Genomic DNA, 20,099 nt, shown 5'->3' on the forward strand with positions numbered 1-20,099 from the left:
AACTACTTCTCGGGAGTCTCCCGGGGACGCGGAGGCGTCGGGGACCCGGGCACCGGACCGGCTCCGGAAGCCCCCGGGGCCTCCGGAGCCACGGCCGCTCCCGCCGCGTTCCGCGGGGTGTCCGGCAGGCCGGGCGCGGGGGCCGCCGGCCGGGCGCGGGCCGCGAGGCGCGGGCGGACGAGACGGCGCCACAGGACGAAGACGGCCAGGGCCACCACGAGCCACGGGGCCAGCGCGGCCAGGACGATCCCGATCCAGGCCGCCGCGCCCACCAGCGCGTTCCAGCCGCCGCTGAGGGCGTCACCGAAGCCGGGGCGTCCCTCCTCCCGCTCCTCCGGACCCGACTTCTCCGGCTCGGAGAGGCGGAGGGTGATCGTCGCCATCGTCGTCCGGTCCTTCAGCGTGGCCTGCTGGGCGAGCAGCGCCTCCAGGTCCGCCTGGCGGCGGCTCAGCTCGCCCTCCAGGGTCACCACGTCGGACAGCTTCTCCGCCCGCTCCATCAGCGCCCGCACCCGCGCCACGCTGGCCCGCTGGGTGGCGATCCGGCTGTCCACGTCCACCACCTGGTCGGTGACGTCCTTGGCGTCCGCCCTGCGGTCGAGGAGCTTCCCGGCGCCCGCGAGCCCGGTCAGCACGGAGTCGTACCTCTCCTGCGGCACCCGCAGCACGATCTGCGAGGTGAGGTGCGTGTCGTCGACCCGCTCCGTCGACTCGTTCTCCACGTGCCCGCCCGCGTCCACCGCCGCCCGGCGGGCCGCGGCCAGCGCCTTCGCCGCGTCCTTCACCTCGACGGAGAGCTCGGCGGTACGGATGACGTGCTTCTGCTCCGGCACCTTCGACGCGGGCTTCCCCGCGGCCCCCGAGCCGCTGCTGTCGGCCGCCCCTTCCCGGCCCGCGTCGGCGGGCTTCGCCGCCGTGCCGGCCTTGCTGTCCGAGGCCGCGTCCGTGGACCCGGCACCGCAGCCGGTCAGGACGAGTGCGGCCGTCAGCAGGACCGCGGCCGCCGTTCTCGTTCGCGCTGTCCGCACGAGTTCCCCCCAGGGTGGTGGTGAGTGATGCCCCTTGGACGTACGGGCCTCCGCAGTGGGTTGCCCTCCGGCGGTAGCGATGCGGTCACGGTCCGGCCTCGGAACGGGAGCGGGCGGGGCGTTTGAGAGAGTGGTGCCATGAACGCGGACATCACGGGACACCACGCCGGGCCTCATGCCGTCGTCGCCGGAGGCGGGATCGCCGGACTCGCGGCCGCCCACCGGCTGGCCCTCGCCGGCCACCGGGTGACCCTCCTCGAAGCGGACTCCCGGCTCGGCGGCAAGCTCCTCGCCGGGGAGATCGCGGGCGCGCCCGTCGACCTGGGCGCCGAATCGCTGCTCGCCCGCCGCCCCGAGGCCGTCGCCCTCGCCCGGGCCGTCGGCCTCGGCGACCGGCTCCAGGCCCCCGCGACGACCACCGCGTCCGTCTGGTCCCGGGGCGAGCTCGTCCCCATGCCCAAGGGGCACGTCATGGGCGTCCCCGGCGACCCCACCGCCGTCGGGGGGCTCCTCTCCGCGGAGGGCGTGCGCCGCATCGCAGGCGACCTGGAGCTGCCGCCGACCGAGATCGGCGAGGACATCGCCATCGGCGCGTACGTCGCCGCCCGGATGGGCCACGAGGTCGTCGACCGGCTCGTCGAACCGCTGCTCGGCGGGGTGTACGCCGGTGACGCCCACCGCATCTCGATGAAGGCCGCCGTCCCCGCCCTCTTCGAGGCCGCCCGCGTCCACCCCACGCTCACCGCGGCCGTCCACGCCGTCCAGCGGGCCGGCGCCGCCACCCCCGCCGACGCGGCGGGCGCCGCCACCGGCCTCGGCGGCTCCGCCTTCCTCGGCATCGAGGGCGGTATCGGCACCCTCCCCGGCGCGGTCGCCGCCGCGATCCGCGCCGCCGGCGGCGAGATCCACACCGGAACGTCCGTGGACGCGCTCGTCCGCACCGGCACCACCGGCTGGCAGGTCGTCACCCGGCACCGGACGTTCGACGCCGACGCCGTCGTCCTCGCCACCCCCGCCGGCATCGCCGCCGGACTCCTCGGTGGCCACGCCCCGGCCGCCGCCACGGGGCTCGACGAGATCGACTACGCCTCCATGGCCCTGGTCACGCTGGCCTTCCGCCGTACCGACATGCCCGCCCTGGCCGGCTCCGGCTTCCTCGTGCCGCCCGTCGACGGCCACACGATCAAGGCATCCACCTTCTCCTCGCAGAAGTGGCGGTGGGTCGCCGACGGCGCCCCCGACCTGTTCGTCCTGCGCACCTCCGTCGGCCGCCACGGCGAGGAGGAGCAGGTCCACCGCGAGGACTCCGATCTCGTCGCCGCCTCCCTCAAGGACCTCGCTGCCGCCACCGGCCTCACCGCGCACCCGGTCGCGGGCACGGTCACCCGCTGGATCGGCGGCCTGCCGCAGTACCCGGTCGGCCACCTCGCCCGCGTCGCGCGCGTCCGGGCGGCCGTCGCCGCCCTCCCCGGACTGCGTCTCGCGGGCGCCGCCTACGACGGCGTCGGCATCCCCGCCTGCGTCGCCTCGGCCCACCGCGCCGCCGACGAGATCATCGCCACGTCGAAAAGGACCGACCCCGGTGCGGGGCACTCCCGGTGACGGGCGAGAATAGGCGTATGAGTGCGCCCGAAAAGATCCCGAACGCCGGTAAGAAGGCGAAGGACCTCAACGAGGTCATCCGCTACACCCTGTGGTCCGTCTTCAAGCTGCGCGACGTTCTCCCCGAGGACCGCGGCGGCTACGCCGACGAGGTCCAGGAGCTGTTCGACCAGCTCGCGGCCAAGGACATCACGATCCGCGGCACGTACGACCTGTCCGGTCTGCGCGCCGACGCCGACGTCATGATCTGGTGGCACGCCGAGACGAGCGACGAGCTCCAGGAGGCGTACAACCTCTTCCGCCGTACGAAGCTGGGCCGCGCCCTGGAGCCGGTCTGGTCGAACATGGCGCTGCACCGCCCGGCCGAGTTCAACAAGTCGCACATCCCGGCCTTCCTGGCCGACGAGAACCCGCGCGACTACGTCTCGGTGTACCCCTTCGTGCGCTCCTACGACTGGTACCTGCTGCCGGACGAGGACCGCCGCCGCATGCTCGCCGACCACGGCAAGATGGCCCGCGGCTACCCCGACGTCCGCGCCAACACGGTCGCCTCCTTCTCGCTCGGCGACTACGAGTGGCTCCTCGCCTTCGAGGCCGACGAGCTGCACCGCATCGTCGACCTCATGCGCCACCTGCGCGCCTCCGAGGCGCGGATGCACGTCCGCGAGGAGGTCCCGTTCTACACCGGCCGTCGCAAGAGCGTCGCCGACCTGGTGGCGGGCCTGGCCTGACGGCCGCAGATGAACCTGGTGGTGCGCCCGGCCTCCGGCCGGGCACGCCACCCCTCGACCCGGAAGATCAGACGGCGGACGGCACCATGTCCCGCCGCTCCAGCGACACCGGGTCCGGCTCCGGGTGCGGCGCGCGTCTCGCGCGCCGCACCGGCGTCATTTCCGGGACCTTTCCCACGGCTTCAGGGCCGCGCGGAGTTCCGGCTCCAGCACGGCGGGACCGCGCGTCGCGAGCGCCGTGAGCGGATCGGCCGGCGAGAGCCCGGCGAGCAGGCGCTGCCCGGCCGGCGACGCCCAGCGGGTGTACGGGTACACGTCGATCAGCCCGATCAGCAGGCAGAGCCCCGAGCCGATCAGCGGCAGCGCGAATCCGGCGAGGACCGGGGCCCGTTCGCCCTCCGGCACGAGGAGCGCCGCGACCGTCCCGAGCACCAGCGTCAGCAGGAACCCCGCCCGCACCGCCCGCACCCCGGCGGCGAGCTCCCGGCGGCCCTCCTCGGACACGGCGAGACCCCGCTCGACGAGACCGTCCGCGAGGAGGCGTACGGGCTCGGCGGCGGCGATCACCGGACGGACGGCGGGGACCGGCGACTGCCCGCCGGGCCCGATGGCACCCAGCACCGCGCACTCCAGCTCGTCCCCGCCGCCGCCCGCGGTGTCCACGACCGTGGCCCAGCCGGTGCGGGCCAGCAGCAGCCGCCGTGCCCGGTGCATCGACACCAGGGTCAGATCGGTGACCCGGAGCGGCCCGCCGGCGAGGTAGGCCGCCTCGCACACGGTGAGTTCGTCCGTACCGCCGCGGGCCTCGTGGGGACGGGCGGCCGCGATCGAGGCACGGCAGACCCGCACGCAGCCGGCACCGGCCGCCACGAACGCCACCAGGAGGAGCGGAACCCAGACCATGTCCCGGTTCTACGGGAGGAAGGCCGGGCCCGCCACCCGAACGGCCGCCCGGCCGGTCCCGCTCAGCTGCTGGAGCTGGAGCACGAGCTGGAACTCGAACTCGAACAAGAGCTGCTGGAGCTGGAACAGGAACTGCCGCTGGAGCACGAGGAGCCCGAGGAGCAGGAGGATCCCGAGGAACAGGACCCGGACGAGCAGGAGCTCCCACCGCCCGAGCAGGAACCGCCGCCGCTGCCTCCTCCGCAGGAGCTGTTGGTCGCGCACCACTCGGTCGCCACCCCGAGCACGGCCGCGTCCGAGGACGAGAAGTGCGACGGGGAGTGGGACGCGGCAGGCCTCCGGCCCCGCTGGTTCCGCCGCCGCGGCGGCGCGTAGAACCGGGCGGCGGCGACGAGCTGCTCCCGGAGCACCGGGTCCGGCACGGCCCGCAGCCCGTGCAGGGCCACGAGATGCCCCGGGTCCGCGACGTGACCGTGGTCCCTCCCGTACGCGCGGACCGCGCGACGGCCGGCCGAGGTGACCTGCCGGGCGGCGACCGACCCGCAGACGATGCCGGTGATCAGCGCGGTGAAGAGGATCGGCGCCGCCTTGAAGACGAACGGCAGCCGGAACTCCATGTCGGAGGAGAAGTCGATCACCGTGAGGACGATCGAGACCGGGAAGAGCGCGAAGGCCGTCAGGACGAGGGCGGCGCACCAGCGGGCCGTGACCCGCCGCGTCGCCGGCGCGACCACGAGACCGCGCGCCGCGAGCGCGTCGCCGATCTCCTGGACCGCGGGGTGCCGCATCACCCCGAGCCGCAGGTGGTGCAGGGCCCCGTGCGGGGCGGCGGCGTGCTCCTGGAGGACGGCGCGCTCCACCGGGTCGTGCGCGGTGGGGCGGACGACCGCGACGATGCCGGGGCCGCCGACCGCCAGCCTGCCGTCGGCCTGGAGCGCGACGAGGGCGGTGTCCACGACCCGGGCCGGGCCGCCGTTGAGGAACGCGAGCTCGTACCGGTCGTGGACCGGTCCGCCGGTACCGCGGCGCGTCCGGACGACCCGGGTGACGACGAGGGCGATGCCGACGGCGCCCACGACGTAGACGAGAGTGAGCAGCAGGTCCATGGTCATCTCCGGACGAGGGCGTGACGGGCGGCCCGTAGGAGCCGGGTGGCGCGGCCGGGCGGGCGGCTGCCGGAACGGTCCTGCCACCACTCCGTGAGCTGTCGCCGGGCTGCCGGGTCCTCCGGCCGCCCGGTGAGCAGCAGGTGCTCGACGAAGTCGAGGGCGTCCCGGCGGTAGCCGCCGGTCATGGGACGGGACCGGGCGTACGCGAGGAACGCGGGACGGAAGCCCTTGCCGAGGATCTCCGGCAGCTCCGGCGCGACCTTCGAGACGACCCCGGCCCGCTTGGCGGCGAGGGCGCGGCTCTGGACCCCGACCCGCCGGGTGTCGAACCCTTCGGGGACGGGGGTGCCGGCGACGAGCGCGGACAGGAGGGAGGCCTGGGTGACGGCGAGGCGCTGGCGGGCGCCGGCTCGCGCGGAGGGGGCCTCGGTGACGGGCTCCTCGACGACGGGGGCCGCAGCCGGCATCGGGCCTCCCGAGACCCTTGCTCCCGCGCCGATCAGGAGCGAAGCCTCCCGGGGTGCGGGTACCAGCGATCGGGCGCCGTGCGCGTGGGCGGTGCCCACCCTCCCCGGGACTTCGTCCGGGGGGACCCCCATCGCCCCGGCGGAACGCAGGCCCACCGTGGTCCGGATCGTTTCCAGCTCCTGCGCCAGTTCCTCCTCCGGCGGGAAGTCGTCGTCGCGTTCCAGGAGGACTCCCGGCGGGGACACCCGTGTCGTGAGGTCCGCCAGGACGTCGAGGACCGCGCGCGGCACCGGGTGGGCATGGGTGTCGTGCCAGACGCCGTCCCGCTCGACCCCGCCCGCCACGTGCACGTACGCGATCGCCTCGACCGGCAGCTCGGACAGGGCGCGGGCCGGGTCCTCGCCCCGGTTGACGTGGTTGGTGTGCAGGTTGGCGACGTCGATGAGGAGCCGTACCCCCGTACGCTCCACCAGCTCCGCAAGGAACTGCCCCTCCGTCATCTCCTCGCCGGGCCAGGAGATCAGGGCCGCGATGTTCTCCAGGGCGAGCGGCACGGGCAGCGCGTCCTGCGCGATCCGCACGTTCTCGCAGAGCACGTCGAGCGCGTCCCGGGTCCGGGGCACGGGCAGCAGGTGGCCCGCTTCGAGCAGCGGGGTCGCGGTGAGCGGCCCCCCGGCCCGTACGAACGCGATGTGCTCCGTGACCAGCGGCGCCCCCAGGGCCACCGCCTTCTCCCCGAGCGCCGCGAGCCGCGCCGGGTCCGGCCGGTCCGCGCCGCCGAGCCCGAGCGAGACGCCGTGCGGCACGACCGTCACGCCGCGCTCGCGCAGCCGGGTCAGGGAGTCGGGCAGATGGTCCGCGCAGATGTTCTCCGCGACGACCTCCACCCAGTCGACTCCGGGCAGTGCCTCGACCGCCTCGGCGATCTCAGGACGCCACCCGATGCCGATGCCGAGTTCCGTCATGTCCCCCTCCTTCGGTCCTCAGTCCCTCACCTGATGGCCCAGGCGGGAACGTTCGAACCCCAGGAGGGGGACGTTCAGAGCTTCATTTGAGGTTCGGGAAGGCGGACACCACCGTGCACGAGCCCGGGGCGATCTCCGTGAAGCCGGCGTCGCGGACGACGGGGAGGCCGCTCGTCGTCAGGCCGGCCCAGTCCTCGGCCTTCGCGGTCCGCACCGCGAGCGGGAAGCCCGCCTCGTGCCAGGCCTTCCGGTCGGCCTCCGGCATCGCCCACCACAGCAGCTGCGCGCCGTGGCCGGCCTGCGCCATCGCCTTGCCGGCCGACATGTCGAGCTCCGGGTTGAGCCACAGCACGGCCGCCCCCTCCGGTACGGGGCCGGGCGCGGCCGGGTCGTCGAGGTCGGTGCCCGACACCTGGAGCTTGGCGAGGTCCTTGGGCCAGCCGTCGAGCGGGACCGGCGGGAAGACCCGTACCTCGGCCTCCGCGCCGGTGACGGTGATGCCCGGCAGGGTGTTCGCGCGGCGCCACTCCGCGCCGCGCGCCCGGCGCACCACCTTGCGGATGCGGGCGTCCTGCCAGTCGGTCATCGCCTGCGCCCACTCTCCCTCGCCGAGGGAGCGGTCGTCGGTGAGGACCTCCAGGACGGCCCGGGCCGCGGTCTCCAGGGCGTCGGTACGGGCCGGGGGCGCGTCGCGCTCGATCCGGACGACCAGGGGGAGGACGAACTGGGGCTTCTCGTCGCGGAGATCGGTCTCGTTGCTGCTCACCCGCCAAGTCTGCCACCGCGGTGACGAGTGATTCTTGTGGGAATCATCGCTTCCGGGCCAGGATGCCCCTCATGAAGAGCGATCTTTTTGCGGGCGAGCACCTCGCCGAGGCGGCGACCTTCCCGGGGATGACCCTCCAGAACGCCAAATCCGTCAAGTACACGGTCAACGGCGAGATGCACGCCCGTCAGGGTTCGATGATCGCGTTCCGCGGCGACCTCCAGTTCGAGCGCAAGGGCCAGGGCATCGGCGGGCTGCTCAAGCGGGCCGTCACCGGTGAGGGCCTGGCGCTGATGGCCGTGCGCGGCCAGGGCGAGGCCTGGTTCGCGCACGAGGCGCAGAACTGCTTCATCGTCGAGGTCGAGCAGGGCGAGGCCTTCACCGTCAACGGCCGCAACGTCCTCTGCTTCGACTCCACCCTCCACTACGAGATCAAGACGGTGAAGGGCGCCGGGATGACCGGCGGCGGCCTCTTCAACTCCGTCTTCTCCGGCTACGGCAAGATCGCCCTGATGTGCGAGGGCAACCCGATCGTCATTCCCGTCACCCCGCAGGCCCCGGTGTACGTCGACACCGACGCCGTCGTCGGCTGGAGCGAGCAGCTCCACACCTCCCTGCACCGCTCGCAGTCCCTCGGCTCGATGATCCGCGGCGGCTCCGGCGAGGCGGTGCAGCTCAAGCTGGAGGGCCAGGGCTTCGTCGTCGTCCGGCCGAGCGAGCTCACCCCGCAGAAGCACTCCTCGAATTGAGGCTGGAGCACGTCGGGCGGCGGCACGGCGTGCGCGGGCCGTGGGTGCTGCGGGAGGTCTCGCTCGGCCTCCCGGCCGCCGCTCTCGTCCGGGTCACCGGCACCAACGGCACCGGCAAGTCCACGCTGCTCCGGCTGCTCGCGGGCGTCGACGCGCCCACCGAGGGCCGTGTCACCGGCCGTCCGCCGCGCACCGCGTACGTTCCGGAGCGCTTCCCCGTCGCCCTGCCCTTCACGGCCCTCGACTACCTGGTCCACCTGGGACGCGTCCAGGGCCTGGGCCGGGCGGCTGCGCGGGCCCGGGCGGGGGAGTGGCTGGAGCGCTTCGGGGCCGCCGGGCACGCCGGAACGGGGCTCGCGGAGCTCTCGAAGGGCACCAGCCAGAAGGTCGCCGTCGCGCAGGCGTTCCTCGCGGATCCGGCCCTGCTCGTCCTCGACGAGGCGTGGACCGGACTCGACACCGGCGCCCGCGCCGCACTGGACACCGCCGTCCGCGAACGCCTCGCGGCGGGCGCGACGGTCGTCTTCGTCGACCACGACCCACGACGGCTCGAAGGGGAGGCGCTGGTCGTGTACGGGGTGGGTGAGGGGCGGGTGCGGGAGTCGGCGCCTCCGGCCGCGGCCGCGGGGCACGCGCGCGCCGCGGCGGGGCCGGAGCGCGTGGCGGCGGCCGGGCCCGTCGTGACGGCGGCCGGGCCGGCGGTGGCAGGACCCGAGCCGGCCGCGCCCGGGCCTTCGGCGCCCCCCGCCGGGCCCGCACACCCCGTACGGATCACCGTCTCCGGTGGCCGGTCGCTTCCCTCCCGCCTGCCCGGCGCGGCCCTGGTCACCCCCGGACCCGGCGGCACCACCGTCCTCACCGTGGACGCCGCGCACTCCGACGCCCTCCTGGGTGAGCTCCTCGCCGCGTCCTGGCACATCCACCACCTCGGCACCGAAGGCGTACGGGTATGACGGCGCTCCTGCGCTACCAGTCGGGTCTGCTGCTCCGCTCCCAGCGCTGGCTGGCGCCCCTCCTCCTGTACGCCGCCTTCATCGGCGTCGGCGTCCAGGCCGGCGAGCCGGTGCTCGGCGCGCTCGGCTTCACCGCCGCGGCCCTGCTCCCGGTGTCGGCCTGGTCCGTACGGATCTGCCTCACCCAGGAGCCGTCCGCCGCCCGGAACGTGGTCGCCGCGGCGGCCGGCCGGGGCCGCGCGCACCTCGCGGCGCTGCTCACCGGGGCCGCCTGGCCGGTCCTCGTCGGTTCGGTCGCGGTCCTCGGGGTGACGGCGACCGGCGACCGGCGCGGGGTCGGTCCGCTCGCCGCCGCCTCCGCCGGGCTGCTCGCGGCGCTTGCCTGCGCGCTGACGGGAGCGGTCGTGGGGGCGCTGACCTCGCGGCCCTTCCTGCGGGCCCCCGGCTGGTCCCTGGCCGCGCTCGTCCTCGGCTCCCTCCTGGCGCTCGTGACGACCGGCTCTCCGGCGAAGCACGCGATGACCGCGCTGGTCACCGGGGCCCGTACGGCGACCGCCGACCCGCCCTGGCTCGCCTGCGGCGGCGCGCTGGTCCTGGCGGCGGCGACGGCGGCCCTGGCGTGCCGGGCGACGGCGCGCCTGGAGTGAGCCCGGGTCAGCGGCTCATGAGTTCCGAGACCTTCACGAAGCGGTAGCCGCGGGCGCGGAGCTCCGGGACGATCCGGCGGATCGCCCGCTCGGTGACGGGGGCGGCGCTGCGCGTGCAGTGCATGACGACGAGCGAGCCGGGCTTCACCCCGTCGAGGACCTGCTCGGCGACGGCGTCCGCGTCCTTCGCGAAGGCGTCGCCGCTGACCACGTCCCACTGGACCGCGGTGACGCCGGCGGGGGCGAGTGCGCGCAGGGCCGCGTCGTCGTAGCAGCCGCCGGGGAAGCGGAAGTACGGGACGACGTTGACGGCCCCGGCGTCCCGGAAGGAGTCGAAGGCGCGCTGCACGTCGGAGGCCATGTCGGGTCCCGGGACGGTCGGCAGGCCGTAGCAGGGGGACGCGAAGGCGTAGTGGCTGTAGGAGTGGTTGGCGATCTCGAAGCGAGGGTCGCCGCCGATGGACTTGGCCTGGTCCGGGTACTCCTCCGCCCAGCGGCCGGTCATGAACACGGTCGCGTCCACCTTGAGCCGGCGCAGGGTCGCGATGAGCTCGGGGTTGTCGAAGTGCTCGCCGTCGGCGGCGCGGGGGCCCTGATCGGCCGTCATGTCGGCGTCGAAGGTGAGCGCGACGACCTTCTCGGTGCCCTTGGCGCGGTGCGTGTACACGGGGGTGAGGCCGCCGGGGCCGGGCGCCATGGTGGGCGGGGCGGCGGGGACGCGCGCGGGCTTCGGTCCGGGGGCGGCGGCGCTGGGGCGGGGCGAGGGGGTTCCGGCGGCGGCCGGGCTCTCGGTCACGCTCGCCTTCGCGTTCGGCGCCGGAGTCTCGGCCGCCTGGGTGCCGCAGCCGACGAGGGCGGCGCCCAGAAGACCGAGCACCGCCATTTTTCGTACAGAAGTGTTCACGACCGGAAGTTATCTGATCAAAGTCCTTAACGCTCGCGACTCGACAGCAGCAGCACCCGAGTCCACGCGCTGAGCTGACGCACCATCGCGTGAGCATGCGCGGCCCGCTCCCGGCGGAAGGGCAGGACGAGCAGGGCGGGCACGAAGGCGAGCGTCACGAGGAGGAGCGGGAGGGTCGCGACGAGAACGATCAGGGCGCGCTGCGCCCATCGGAGAGTGCGCACGGGGTTCCTCGGGGTAGTGGCGGGATCGGACCCCCACCGTCGGCGGCACCCGGTACGTTGCGAAAGCCGCAACCGTTGCCGGTGTTGCGGCAACGCTCCGGGGGAGGGGTGCGATGACCGAAGTGGCCCGTACGCAGGGGAGCTCGGCGGAGATCGAGCGCGGCGAGGTCGCCGAGGTCGCGGCCCTCGGCAACGTGTTGAAGGGGCTGTTCACCAGACTGGGCATCAGCCAGAGCCAGTACGCCTACCGCGTCCACCTCGACAAGTCCGCCGTCTCGCGCTACCTCACCGGCCGCCGCATAGCACCCCAGGACTTCATCGACCGCCTGGTCCGGGAGGTCGAGGACCACCTCGGTGTCCCGCTCCAGCTGGAGGCCAGGGAGGCGCTGCGCACCCGGCGGCTCGAAGCGCTGCGGGTCTGCGACCCGGACGAGTTCCGGCTGGAGGGCCTCCGGGACGAGCTGGCGCGCTCGCGCCGGGACACGGAGCGGGCCCACCGCAACATCGAGGCGCTGAACGCCCTCCTCGACAGGAAGGAGGCGGAGGCGCGGGGCGTCGCGGACGACCTCACGCGCCTCCGCCTCGACTGGGGCGCGGAACGGACGGCCCTCGCCGGCGCCCGGGAGGACCTCCTGCGTCAGGTGGAGCGGCTCAGGGAGGACCTCCGGGACGCCGAGGACCTCCGCGAGGAGGCGGAACGGCACGGAGCGGAGCTGCGGGCGACGGTGCTGCGCCTGGAGGAGGAACTGTCCCGGCGGCGGCCGGCGACGGAAGCGGAGGACGTGCCGCTGGACGTGTTCAAGGAGCGGATCCGGTGGATGTGGGAGGAGGAGGACCTCCCCGACGCGGCGCGGAACCTGACCGAGGCCGCCTGGTCACGGCCGCTGGAGGACGTGGCGGAGCTGCTCCGCTGGCTGCGGGAGATCGGCGCGGCCCCGGACACGTTCGCCGCGGACGTCGCACGGCTGAGGCCGCTGGAGGACGTCCTGGCGTTCAGCCCGGAGGTGACCCGCCTCGGACGCTCCCGCGTCAGGGAGGCGTGGGTGTCCGCCGTCGCCGCCCGGGTCTCCCAGGGCAACGCGGCCGTCGTCCACCAGGGGCTGCGGGACGCCGTGACCCGCTCGGAGACCGAGGCCGACCGCGTCCTCGCCGAGGCGGTCGGCCGCGTGCGGAGCAACGCGGAGGCGGTCGCCCTGGTGTCGGCCGCGCTGGCCGGCACGGCGCCCCCGGCCCGCCTGACCCGTGTGGCCGAGAAACTTGCCAGGGGGAGCCGGCTCGACCTGTTCGGCCTGCGGGTCGCGACCGGGCTCGCGCAGGCGGGGAGGTTCGACGTGGCGGCCCTCGTGATCGCCGCCGCGGCCGGCCACGCGCCGGACCGGGAGGGCGACGAGATCGACGACGTGCGGCTCGGCCGCTGTCTCCGGGAGTTCGGCGAGGCCCAGATCGCCGTCCTGTTCGACCTGGTGACGTGGCTGGACGACACGGCCGTCATGACGACCTTCGCCGACCGGCTCGCCCGCGCGCAGGAGCAGCCGCTCCTGGAGCGGCTGCTCACCACCCTGGCCGAGCACGGAAGGCTGGAGCTCCTCGACCTCTTCGACGTCCACACGTCCGGACGGCTGAAGCGGGCGGTCAGGGACGTGCGCGCCTCACGAGGCCAGTAGCCGCGCCCGGCACTCCTCGACGTCGAACTCCCCCGGCGGGTACTTCGGGTCCAGCGCCTCCAGGTGTTCGAGCAGCAGCTTGCTGATCGCCCAGTTGCGGTACCACTTGCGGTCCGCCGGGACCAGGTACCAGGGGGCCGCGTCCGTGGAACAGCGTTCGAGGGCGCGTTCGTACGCCTGGCGGTACGCCGGCCACCGCGTCCGCTCCTCGATGTCGCCCACGTTGAACTTCCAGTGCTTGTCCGGGTTGTCCAGGCGCTCCAGGAGCCGGGCGCGCTGCTCCTCGTACGAGAGGTGGAGGAAGACCTTGACGACGGTCACCCCGTCTTCCGCGAGGGACTGCTCGAAGCGGTTGATCTGTTCGTAGCGGCGGCCGATCAGGCGGCGCGGGACCAGCTCGCGGACCCGGGCGATCAGGACGTCCTCGTAGTGCGAGCGGTCGAAGATGCCGATCTCGCCCGGCTGGGGGAGCGCCCGCATGATCCGCCAGAGGAACGGGTGGTTCCGCTCCTCCTGCGTCGGTGCCTTGAAGGCACGGATCCGGCAGCCGGACGGGTTGAACAGGCCGATGACGTGTTTGACCGTGCCGCCCTTGCCGCTGGTGTCCATGCCCTGGAGGACGAGGAGCAGCCGCCGGCGGTCACCGGCGGTGCTCGCCGCGTACAGGCGTTCCTGGAGTTCGGCGAGGCGCGGCCCGAGGGCGGCGGTGGCGGCGAGACCCGCCGCCTTGCCGGTCGGGCCGGCCGGGGTGGCGCGGGCGTCGTACGCGGTGAGGTCGATCCGCTCGCCCCCGGGGATTCTCAGGACGTCACGCAGGACGGGCTCCGGAGCCTTCCGCTTCGCGCTCCCGTCCTTCCTTCCTCCGTCCTTCTTCCCGCTGTCCTTCTTCGCCACCTCGGCCCCTTCCGCCGCCGGTCGTGCTTCCCTCACGATCCTGCGACGGAATCCGGTCACCCGCACCCGGTCGGCTCAGCGCCACGGCCCCCTCACCGCGAACGTCGTCCCGGGCGTGTAGCAGTTGACGTACATCGTGCTCCGGTCCGGGGAGAAGGTGACACCCGCGAACTCGCCCCACTCCGGGGCCTCGGGCGTGCCGATGTTCTGCGCGCCCCGGGCGACCGCGTACACCTCGCCCTTCACGCTCACCCCGAAGACGTGCTGCGCCCCCTCGCCGTCCTCGCAGACCATCAGGCCCCCGGTCGGGGCCAGACAGATGTTGTCCGGGGACTCGCCGGGGAGACGGACGTCGGTGTCGGGGCCGAAGACCACGACGAGGGTGAGGCGGCGCCGGAGCGGTTCGTACTTCCAGACCTGGCCGAAGTGCGTGGCCGCCGAGCCGTCCTTGGCCCGCGCGAAGGAGGACACGAAGTAGACGGCCCGCCCGCCCCAGTAGCAGCCCTCCAGCTTCTGGGCGTGCGTGATCCCCCGGGGCCCGAAGTCCTGGTGGCGGATCGGTGTCGCGGTCGCCAGGGGATCGGGTACGGGGACCCATTCGATGCCCTCGAAGCGGGTGCCGGTCTCCTGGACGGCGGAGAGGTCGGGCACGCCGGGCACCCGCATGGCCTCCAGGGCGCCGCCCGCGCGCAGCGAGCCGGTGCCGCCGAGCGGCCTCTCCGGGAGGAAGCGGTAGAAGAGGCCGAAGGGGCTCTCGAAGGCGTCCTCCGTCTCGTACACGATGCCGCTCGCCGGGTCGACGGCGATCGCCTCGTGCTGGAAGCGGCCCATGGCGGTGAGCGGGACGGCTCCGGTGCGGTGCGGGTCGGCGCCGTCGACCTCGAAGATGAAGCCGTGGTCCTTGGTGTAGCCGTTGGTGCCGGCCCGGTCCTCGGTCTCCTCGCAGGTCAGCCAGGTGTTCCAGGGGGTGGGGCCGCCGGCGCAGTTCACCGCGGTCCCGGCGATGGCGACCCGCTCGCCGAGGACGTCGCCGCGGCCGTCGAGTTCGAGGACCGTGCAGCCGCCCTTGCCGGCCGGGTCGTACGTGAGGCCGGGGACGGTCGGGACGGCGATCTTCCCGGTGACCCGGTTCTCGTGGTTGCGGACGAGGTGCACCCGGCCGCGGCGGCCGGCGAAGGCGCCCATGCCGTCGTGGTTGCTGGGGACGAGGCCCTCGCCGGAGCGGAGCGGGTCGCCCTGCCGGGAGAGGACCTTGTAGCGGAAGCCGGCCGGGAGGTCGAGGAGACCGTCCGGGTCGGGAACGAGGGGGCCGTAGCCGGCCGTGCGGGGTGCGGCGCTCGCGCTGCCGGCGAAGAGCTCGGTGAGAGCGCCGGTGAAGGCGATACCGGCGACGGACGCGCCGGTGCGGGAGAGGATCTGACGTCGTGTCGCGGACATGAGGCAACCACTTTCCTGTTTGGGGGTCCCCCAGGCCGCAGGGCCGAGGGGGAGGACAGGTGTGTGATGTGACGTGTGACCCGCATGTGTGTATCACGCAGTGGGGTGACGGGTGAACCATGCGGGCCGCAACGGCCTCATGTGGCGCTGAGACTGACCTGCCGTCAGGCGAGCTTGGCGTCGAGGGTGATGGTCGTGCCCGTGAGCGCCTGGCTCACCGGGCAGTTCTTCTTCGCGTCCTCGGCGAGCTCCTTGAAACGGGCCTCGTCGAGGCCGGGGACCTCGCCGACCACGCTCAGGTGGATGCCGGTGATGCCCTCGCCCGGCTGGAAGGTGACGTCGGCCTTGGTCTCCAGGCGGGTCGGCGCGGCGCCGACGCCGGCCAGGCCGTTCGAGAAGGCCATCGAGTAGCAGGCGGAGTGCGCCGCCGCGATGAGCTCCTCGGGGCTGGTCTTGCCGTTGGGCTCCTGCGAGCGGGCGGGCCAGGAGACGTCGTACGAGCCGAGGCCGGAGGAGTCGAGGGTGACGACCCCGGAGCCCTTGAGGAGGTCGCCCTGCCAGACGGTGTGGGCGTGACGCACGGTGGCCATGGTGAATCCCTTTCGATCGGGTACGGCCACCAAGCTACTGCGCCACGAGGCCCTTCGCGTCGCGGGCGAGCGCGGTGAGCCGGGAGATCGCCCGGAAGTACTTCTTGCGGTAGCCGCCGTTCAGCATCTCGTCGCTGAACAGCCTGTCGAAGGGGAGACCGGAGGCGAGCACGGGTATCTCACGGTCGTACAGGCGGTCCGCGAGGACGACGAGCCGCAGGGCCGTCGACTGGTCCGGGACCGGCTGGACGTCGGTGAGGCAGACGGCCGCGAGGTCGTCCGTGAGGGCGCCGTACCGGCTCGGGTGCACCCTGGCCAGGTGTTCGAGCAGGTGCGGGAAGTCGTCGAGCGAGGCGCCCGGCGTCGCGTACGCGGTCTCCGTGACCACCTGGTCGGAGTACGGGGACGGAGCCTCGGGCAGACCGCGGTGCCGGTAGTCCTCGCCGTCGATCCGCAGCGGGCGGAAGTGGGCGGAGAGGCCCTGGATCTCGCGGAGGAAGTCGGCGGCGGCGAAGCGGCCCTCGCCGAGCTTGCCCGGCAGCGTGTTCGAGGTGGCGGCGAGGGCCACGCCCGACTCGACGAGCCTGCCGAGGAGGCTGGAGACGAGGACGGTGTCGCCCGGGTCGTCGAGCTCGAACTCGTCGATGCAGAGGAGACGGTGCCCGCCGAGCGTCTGCACGGTCTGCTGGAAGCCGAGCGCGCCGACCAGGTTGGTGAGCTCGACGAAGGTGCCGAATGCCTTGAGTGCGGGCTCCGCGGGGGTCGCGTGCCACAGCGAGGCGAGCAGGTGGGTCTTGCCGACGCCGTACCCGCCGTCCAGGTAGACCCCGCGCGGGCCGGTCGGGGCGGCCGGCTTCTTCGCGAACCAGCGGCGCCTGCCGGCGCCGGTGGCGTGCGCCCCGCCGAGACCCTCGGCGAAGGTGCTCAGGGCCTTGACGGCGTCCGTCTGGCTCGGCTGGTTCGGGTCGGGGAGGTACGTGTCGAAGCGTACGGAGTCGAAGCGCGGCGGCGGCACCATCTCCGCGACGAGACGGTCGGCGGGGACGTGGGGCTCTCGGGAGCAGAGCGAGAGCGGGGCCGCTTCGGGGGAAGCCGCTTCGATGAGGGCACGGGTCGACACAGTTCCCCACTGTAAGCGCCATGCCAGACTTCGATCATGCGCCAGCTCTTCCCTGTGACGGACATGACAGCCCCCGCCGACCAGGAGTGGTCGCTCGACGCCCTCGCCGACGCCTACGCGTATCCGGAGGGAGACGGTCCGTGGCTGCGGGCCAACATGGTCTCCTCGCTCGACGGGGCCGGACAGCATGAGGGGCGCTCCCAGCCGCTCTCCTCCGAGACGGACATGCGGATCTTCGGCACCCTGCGCGGGATCGCCGACGTGGTCGTGGTGGGTGCGGAAACGGTTCGCCTGGAGGGCTACCGCCCGGCACGCGCGCGGGAGGCCTTCGCGGCCCGCCGCGCCGCCGCCGGACAGGGCCCGGCCCCCGTGATCGCCGTGGTCAGCGCCTCCCTGAACCTGGACTTCTCGCTGCCGCTCTACACCGAGCCTCTGGTGCCGACCCTGGTCCTGACGGGGGCCGCCGCGCCCGCCGAGCGGATCGCGGCGGCCCGGGCGGCCGGCGCGGAGGTGCTGATCGCGGGCGACGGCGCAGGGGTGGAGCCGGCCCGCGCGGTGGCGGTGCTCGCGGAGCGCGGGCTGCGCCGTCAGCTGACCGAGGGCGGGCCCCGGCTGCTCGGCCAGTTCGTGGCGGCGGGGGTCCTCGACGAGCTGTGTCTGACGGTCTCCCCGACGATGACGGCGGGGAGCGCCCAGAGGATCGCCGGGGGCCCCTCGGTGGCCGTCCCGACACGCTTCCAGGTGGCTTCCCTGCTGGAGCAGGACGGCTTCCTCTTCACCCGCTACCGTCGGATCTGACAATCGGCGGAATTTCCCGTTCCGCTTAGCGTCCGCTGGGCACACTTACTGTCGCAGACCCCGTGCGGGCACGGGGAAGGATGGTTTCCGCAGAAGGGCTCCTGAGGTGTTCACAAGCGTTCTGATGATCGAGAAGCCCCTCACGTCCGTCGACGTGGAATTCGTCACCACCCTGCACGGCGACGAGGGCATGTCCTTCATCGTTCTCATGCAGCCGCGTGGTGACCAGGCCGATGTACTGCTGCGCGCCATCGACGACGTCGCCATGGGCGAGCTCAAGGAAGCGACCCGCGAGGGCGACGAACCGGAGGGCAAGGAGGCCAGGGGACCCGCCGAGCAGGCCCTGGAGGTCTCGCTCCAGGCCCTGAGGCAGGCCGGCTGCGAAGCGGTCGGGCAGGTCGTCGAGGACCACCCGCTCGACAAGATGAAGGCGGTGGTCGACGAGTCGGAGGCGGACGAGGTGATCGTTCTCACCGCCCCGCACTACGTGGAGGAGTTCTTCCACCGTGACTGGGCCTCCCGGGCCCGCCACAAGGTCGGCGTCCCCGTCCTGAAGCTCTTCGCCCACAGCGAGTGACCGGAGGGCCGGGTCCGCGCCCCGTGCAGGGGGCGCGGACCCGGCGCCGTCTCCGCTGCGCCCCGCCGGGCCCACGCGCGTGAGCCACTAGGCTGGGACCTTCCAGAACCACGCACCCCGGGGAGAGATCCGCATGGCACCCGCCATCCCTGCCGCCATGGAACGGCCGCACTTCATCGGCATCGGCGGTGCCGGAATGTCGGGCATCGCGAAGATCCTCGCCCAGCGCGGCGCCAAGGTCGCCGGAAGCGACGCCAGGGAGTCCGCGACCGCCGAGTCGCTGCGCGCCCTCGGCGCCACCGTGCACATCGGTCACGCCGCCGAGCACCTCGCCGACGACGCCTCCGCCGTCGTCGTCTCCAGCGCCATCCGCGCCGACAACCCCGAGCTGGCCCGCGCCGCCGAGCTCGGCATCCCCGTGGTCCACCGCTCCGACGCGCTCGCCTCCCTCATGGACGGCCTCCGCGCGATCGCCGTCGCCGGCACCCACGGCAAGACGACCACCACCTCCATGCTGGCCGTCGCCCTCACCGAGCTCGGCCTGGACCCCTCGTACGCCATCGGCGGCGACCTCGCGGGCCCCGGCACGAACGCGCTGCACGGCGCCGGCGACGTCTTCGTCGCCGAGGCCGACGAGAGCGACCGCAGCTTCCAGAAGTACGACCCCGAGGTCGCGATCGTCCTCAACGTCGAGCTGGACCACCACGCGAACTACGCCTCCATGGACGAGATCTACGAGTCCTTCGAGGCCTTCACCGCCAAGATCCGCCCCGGCGGCACCCTGGTCGTCGGCGAGCACGCGGGCGCCCGCGAGCTGGCCCGCCGCGTCGCGGACCGCGACGGCCTGGACATCGTCACGGTCGGCGAGTCCGAGGACTCCGACGCCCGCATCCTCAAGATCGTCCCGAACGGGATGAAGAGCGAGGTGACGGTCCTCCTCGACGGCGTCGAGCACACCTTCACCGTCTCCGTCCCCGGCCGCCACTACGCCCACAACGCCGCCGCGGCCCTCGCCGCCGGCGCCCGCGTCGGCATCGACCCGGCCGAGCTCGCCCAGGCGCTCACCGCCTACACCGGCGTCGGCCGCCGCCTCCAGCTCAAGGGCGAGGCCAAGGGCGTCCAGGTCATCGACTCGTACGCGCACCACCCCACCGAGATGACCGCCGACCTGGAGGCCATGCGGGGCGCCGCCGGGGCCTCCCGCCTCCTCGTCGTCTTCCAGCCGCACCTCTTCTCCCGCACCCAGGAGCTGGGCAAGGAGATGGGCGACGCGCTGGCCCTCGCGGACGCCTCCGTCGTCCTCGACATCTACCCGGCCCGCGAGGACCCGATCCCCGGCATCACCAGCGAGCTGATCATCGCCGCGGGCCGCGCCGCCGGGGCCGACGTGACCCCCGTCCACGAGAAGGACACGGTCCCCGACGTCATCGCGGGAATGGCGGGCCCCGGCGACCTCGTTCTCACCATGGGCGCGGGCGACGTCACGGATCTCGGTCCGAAGATCCTCGCCCGCCTGTCGAACTGAGGGAGTGGACGAACGATGGCGTACGAGGTCGAGAAGCCGGACGAGGAATGGCAGGCCCAGCTGACTCCGGCGGAGTACCAGGTGCTCCGGCTCGCCGGCACGGAGCCCGCCTTCCGCGGTGAGTACACGGACACCAAGACCCAGGGTGTCTACTCCTGCCGTGCCTGCGGCGCGGAGCTCTTCACCTCGAACGAGAAGTTCGAGTCGCACTGCGGCTGGCCGTCCTTCTTCGACCCGAAGGACAGCTCCGCCGTCGAGCTGATCGCCGACACCTCCCACGGCATGATCCGCACCGAGGTCCGCTGCGCCCGCTGCGGCTCCCACCTCGGCCATGTCTTCGAGGGCGAGGGCTACCCGACCCCGACGGACCAGCGGTACTGCATCAACTCCATCTCGCTGCGCCTGGAGCCGACGGAGTAGCGCCGGCGGAACGACGGAAGACGCG

21 protein-coding genes are annotated in these 20,099 nt (G+C 73.6%); 10 read left to right on the forward strand and 11 right to left on the reverse strand.

From position 1 onward, the window contains the following. Positions 1 to 2 precede the first annotated feature (2 nt). A complete protein-coding gene (locus tag ACN9MM_RS29850; RefSeq protein WP_426366812.1) occupies positions 3 to 1,028 on the reverse strand; it encodes a DUF4349 domain-containing protein in 1,026 nt (341 codons plus the stop codon). Positions 1,029 to 1,166: 138 nt separating this feature from the next. Here ACN9MM_RS29850 and hemG point away from each other — a divergent pair, with 138 nt between their 5' ends. Both hemG and hemQ read left to right on the forward strand, forming a co-directional pair. Then, positions 1,167 to 2,630: a protoporphyrinogen oxidase gene (hemG, locus tag ACN9MM_RS29855; protein ID WP_426366813.1), complete on the forward strand. Its 1,464-nt coding sequence runs from the start codon at positions 1,167 to 1,169 to the stop codon at positions 2,628 to 2,630. 17 nt (positions 2,631 to 2,647) lie between these two features. Continuing rightward, positions 2,648 to 3,361, forward strand: a complete 714-nt coding sequence (gene hemQ, locus ACN9MM_RS29860; RefSeq protein WP_041663021.1) for a hydrogen peroxide-dependent heme synthase — start codon at positions 2,648 to 2,650, stop codon at positions 3,359 to 3,361. Between the two features lie 156 nt (positions 3,362 to 3,517). On the opposite strand, the gene ACN9MM_RS29865 is transcribed toward hemQ, so the two are convergent. The 4 genes from ACN9MM_RS29865 to ACN9MM_RS29880 form a co-directional block, all read right to left on the reverse strand. Beyond that, on the reverse strand, positions 3,518 to 4,264 hold the full coding sequence (locus tag ACN9MM_RS29865) for a TIGR04222 domain-containing membrane protein (protein WP_426366814.1): 747 nt from the start codon (positions 4,262 to 4,264) through the stop codon (positions 3,518 to 3,520). Between the two features lie 62 nt (positions 4,265 to 4,326). Beyond that, positions 4,327 to 5,370, reverse strand: a complete 1,044-nt coding sequence (locus tag ACN9MM_RS29870; protein ID WP_426366815.1) for a TIGR04222 domain-containing membrane protein — start codon at positions 5,368 to 5,370, stop codon at positions 4,327 to 4,329. 2 nt (positions 5,371 to 5,372) lie between these two features. After that, a complete protein-coding gene (locus ACN9MM_RS29875) occupies positions 5,373 to 6,806 on the reverse strand; it encodes a DUF692 family multinuclear iron-containing protein (RefSeq protein WP_426366816.1) in 1,434 nt (477 codons plus the stop codon). An 82-nt stretch (positions 6,807 to 6,888) separates the two neighbouring features. Beyond that, positions 6,889 to 7,572 (reverse strand): peptidyl-tRNA hydrolase, encoded by a 684-nt coding sequence (locus ACN9MM_RS29880; RefSeq protein WP_426366817.1) that lies wholly within the window; start codon positions 7,570 to 7,572, stop codon positions 6,889 to 6,891. A 71-nt stretch (positions 7,573 to 7,643) separates the two neighbouring features. On the opposite strand from ACN9MM_RS29880, the gene ACN9MM_RS29885 reads away from it, so the two are divergent. Genes ACN9MM_RS29885 through ACN9MM_RS29895 form a run of 3 tightly spaced genes read left to right on the forward strand, consistent with a single transcriptional unit; the run spans position 7,644 to position 9,921 of the window. Then, positions 7,644 to 8,321, forward strand: a complete 678-nt coding sequence (locus ACN9MM_RS29885) for an AIM24 family protein (RefSeq protein WP_382866801.1) — start codon at positions 7,644 to 7,646, stop codon at positions 8,319 to 8,321. Beyond that, entirely contained in the window at positions 8,318 to 9,274 is a 957-nt protein-coding gene (locus tag ACN9MM_RS29890) for an ABC transporter ATP-binding protein (protein WP_426366818.1), read from the forward strand. Before ACN9MM_RS29885 ends, ACN9MM_RS29890 begins: the two co-directional genes overlap by 4 nt. Next, the gene (locus ACN9MM_RS29895; protein WP_426366819.1) at positions 9,271 to 9,921 is read left to right on the forward strand and encodes an ABC transporter; all 651 of its coding nucleotides are present in this window, start codon (positions 9,271 to 9,273) and stop codon (positions 9,919 to 9,921) included. The genes ACN9MM_RS29890 and ACN9MM_RS29895 overlap by 4 nt, the downstream gene beginning before the upstream one ends. 7 nt (positions 9,922 to 9,928) lie before the next feature. On the opposite strand, the gene ACN9MM_RS29900 is transcribed toward ACN9MM_RS29895, so the two are convergent. Beyond that, positions 9,929 to 10,804: a polysaccharide deacetylase family protein gene (locus tag ACN9MM_RS29900; RefSeq protein ID WP_426368859.1), complete on the reverse strand. Its 876-nt coding sequence runs from the start codon at positions 10,802 to 10,804 to the stop codon at positions 9,929 to 9,931. Positions 10,805 to 10,851: 47 nt separating this feature from the next. Then, the gene (locus ACN9MM_RS29905; protein ID WP_369147173.1) at positions 10,852 to 11,049 is read right to left on the reverse strand and encodes a hypothetical protein; all 198 of its coding nucleotides are present in this window, start codon (positions 11,047 to 11,049) and stop codon (positions 10,852 to 10,854) included. Between the two features lie 113 nt (positions 11,050 to 11,162). Between ACN9MM_RS29905 and ACN9MM_RS29910 the strand changes: the two genes are divergently transcribed. Beyond that, the gene (locus ACN9MM_RS29910; RefSeq protein ID WP_426366820.1) at positions 11,163 to 12,713 is read left to right on the forward strand and encodes a hypothetical protein; all 1,551 of its coding nucleotides are present in this window, start codon (positions 11,163 to 11,165) and stop codon (positions 12,711 to 12,713) included. Here the strand turns inward: ACN9MM_RS29910 and ACN9MM_RS29915 are convergent. The 4 genes from ACN9MM_RS29915 to zapE form a co-directional block, all read right to left on the reverse strand. Continuing rightward, positions 12,699 to 13,607, reverse strand: coding sequence for a PPK2 family polyphosphate kinase (locus tag ACN9MM_RS29915; protein ID WP_426366821.1), 909 nt, complete (start codon positions 13,605 to 13,607; stop codon positions 12,699 to 12,701). The genes ACN9MM_RS29910 and ACN9MM_RS29915 overlap by 15 nt on opposite strands. A gap of 75 nt (positions 13,608 to 13,682) precedes the next feature. Continuing rightward, entirely contained in the window at positions 13,683 to 15,044 is a 1,362-nt protein-coding gene (locus ACN9MM_RS29920) for an alkaline phosphatase PhoX (protein ID WP_426366822.1), read from the reverse strand. A gap of 164 nt (positions 15,045 to 15,208) precedes the next feature. Beyond that, complete coding sequence (locus ACN9MM_RS29925; RefSeq protein ID WP_426366823.1) at positions 15,209 to 15,634, reverse strand: OsmC family protein; 426 nt, start codon at positions 15,632 to 15,634, stop codon at positions 15,209 to 15,211. A gap of 34 nt (positions 15,635 to 15,668) precedes the next feature. Further along, on the reverse strand, positions 15,669 to 16,754 hold the full coding sequence (gene zapE / locus ACN9MM_RS29930) for a cell division protein ZapE (protein WP_426366824.1): 1,086 nt from the start codon (positions 16,752 to 16,754) through the stop codon (positions 15,669 to 15,671). Between the two features lie 36 nt (positions 16,755 to 16,790). On the opposite strand from zapE, the gene ACN9MM_RS29935 reads away from it, so the two are divergent. The 4 genes from ACN9MM_RS29935 to msrB all read left to right on the forward strand — a co-directional run bounded on the left by ACN9MM_RS29935 (position 16,791) and on the right by msrB (position 20,074). After that, the gene (locus ACN9MM_RS29935) at positions 16,791 to 17,552 is read left to right on the forward strand and encodes a pyrimidine reductase family protein (protein WP_426366825.1); all 762 of its coding nucleotides are present in this window, start codon (positions 16,791 to 16,793) and stop codon (positions 17,550 to 17,552) included. Positions 17,553 to 17,658: 106 nt separating this feature from the next. Beyond that, entirely contained in the window at positions 17,659 to 18,129 is a 471-nt protein-coding gene (locus ACN9MM_RS29940) for an indole-3-glycerol phosphate synthase (RefSeq protein ID WP_426366826.1), read from the forward strand. A gap of 133 nt (positions 18,130 to 18,262) precedes the next feature. Then, a complete protein-coding gene (murC, locus tag ACN9MM_RS29945) occupies positions 18,263 to 19,654 on the forward strand; it encodes a UDP-N-acetylmuramate--L-alanine ligase (protein ID WP_426366827.1) in 1,392 nt (463 codons plus the stop codon). 15 nt (positions 19,655 to 19,669) lie between these two features. Then, entirely contained in the window at positions 19,670 to 20,074 is a 405-nt protein-coding gene (msrB, locus tag ACN9MM_RS29950; RefSeq protein WP_426366828.1) for a peptide-methionine (R)-S-oxide reductase MsrB, read from the forward strand. Positions 20,075 to 20,099: the final 25 nt, after the last annotated feature.

Source organism: Streptomyces sp. E-08 (genome assembly GCF_049913095.1).
Taxonomy (GTDB): domain Bacteria; phylum Actinomycetota; class Actinomycetes; order Streptomycetales; family Streptomycetaceae; genus Streptomyces.

What these genes read in the sequence shown, in the direction of transcription:
- ACN9MM_RS29885 (WP_382866801.1), top strand. Translation starts at nt 7,644, where the DNA reads ATGAAGAGCGATCTTTTTGCGGGCGAGCACCTCGCCGAGGCGGCGACC.
- ACN9MM_RS29925 (WP_426366823.1), bottom strand. Translation starts at nt 15,634, where the DNA reads ATGGCCACCGTGCGTCACGCCCACACCGTCTGGCAGGGCGACCTCCTC.
- ACN9MM_RS29935 (WP_426366825.1), top strand. Translation starts at nt 16,791, where the DNA reads ATGCGCCAGCTCTTCCCTGTGACGGACATGACAGCCCCCGCCGACCAG.
- murC (WP_426366827.1), top strand. Translation starts at nt 18,263, where the DNA reads ATGGCACCCGCCATCCCTGCCGCCATGGAACGGCCGCACTTCATCGGC.
- ACN9MM_RS29895 (WP_426366819.1), top strand. Translation starts at nt 9,271, where the DNA reads ATGACGGCGCTCCTGCGCTACCAGTCGGGTCTGCTGCTCCGCTCCCAG.
- hemQ (WP_041663021.1), top strand. Translation starts at nt 2,648, where the DNA reads ATGAGTGCGCCCGAAAAGATCCCGAACGCCGGTAAGAAGGCGAAGGAC.
- msrB (WP_426366828.1), top strand. Translation starts at nt 19,670, where the DNA reads ATGGCGTACGAGGTCGAGAAGCCGGACGAGGAATGGCAGGCCCAGCTG.
- ACN9MM_RS29920 (WP_426366822.1), bottom strand. Translation starts at nt 15,044, where the DNA reads ATGTCCGCGACACGACGTCAGATCCTCTCCCGCACCGGCGCGTCCGTC.
- ACN9MM_RS29865 (WP_426366814.1), bottom strand. Translation starts at nt 4,264, where the DNA reads ATGGTCTGGGTTCCGCTCCTCCTGGTGGCGTTCGTGGCGGCCGGTGCC.
- hemG (WP_426366813.1), top strand. Translation starts at nt 1,167, where the DNA reads ATGAACGCGGACATCACGGGACACCACGCCGGGCCTCATGCCGTCGTC.
- ACN9MM_RS29875 (WP_426366816.1), bottom strand. Translation starts at nt 6,806, where the DNA reads ATGACGGAACTCGGCATCGGCATCGGGTGGCGTCCTGAGATCGCCGAG.
- ACN9MM_RS29900 (WP_426368859.1), bottom strand. Translation starts at nt 10,804, where the DNA reads ATGGCGGTGCTCGGTCTTCTGGGCGCCGCCCTCGTCGGCTGCGGCACC.
- ACN9MM_RS29870 (WP_426366815.1), bottom strand. Translation starts at nt 5,370, where the DNA reads ATGGACCTGCTGCTCACTCTCGTCTACGTCGTGGGCGCCGTCGGCATC.
- ACN9MM_RS29910 (WP_426366820.1), top strand. Translation starts at nt 11,163, where the DNA reads ATGACCGAAGTGGCCCGTACGCAGGGGAGCTCGGCGGAGATCGAGCGC.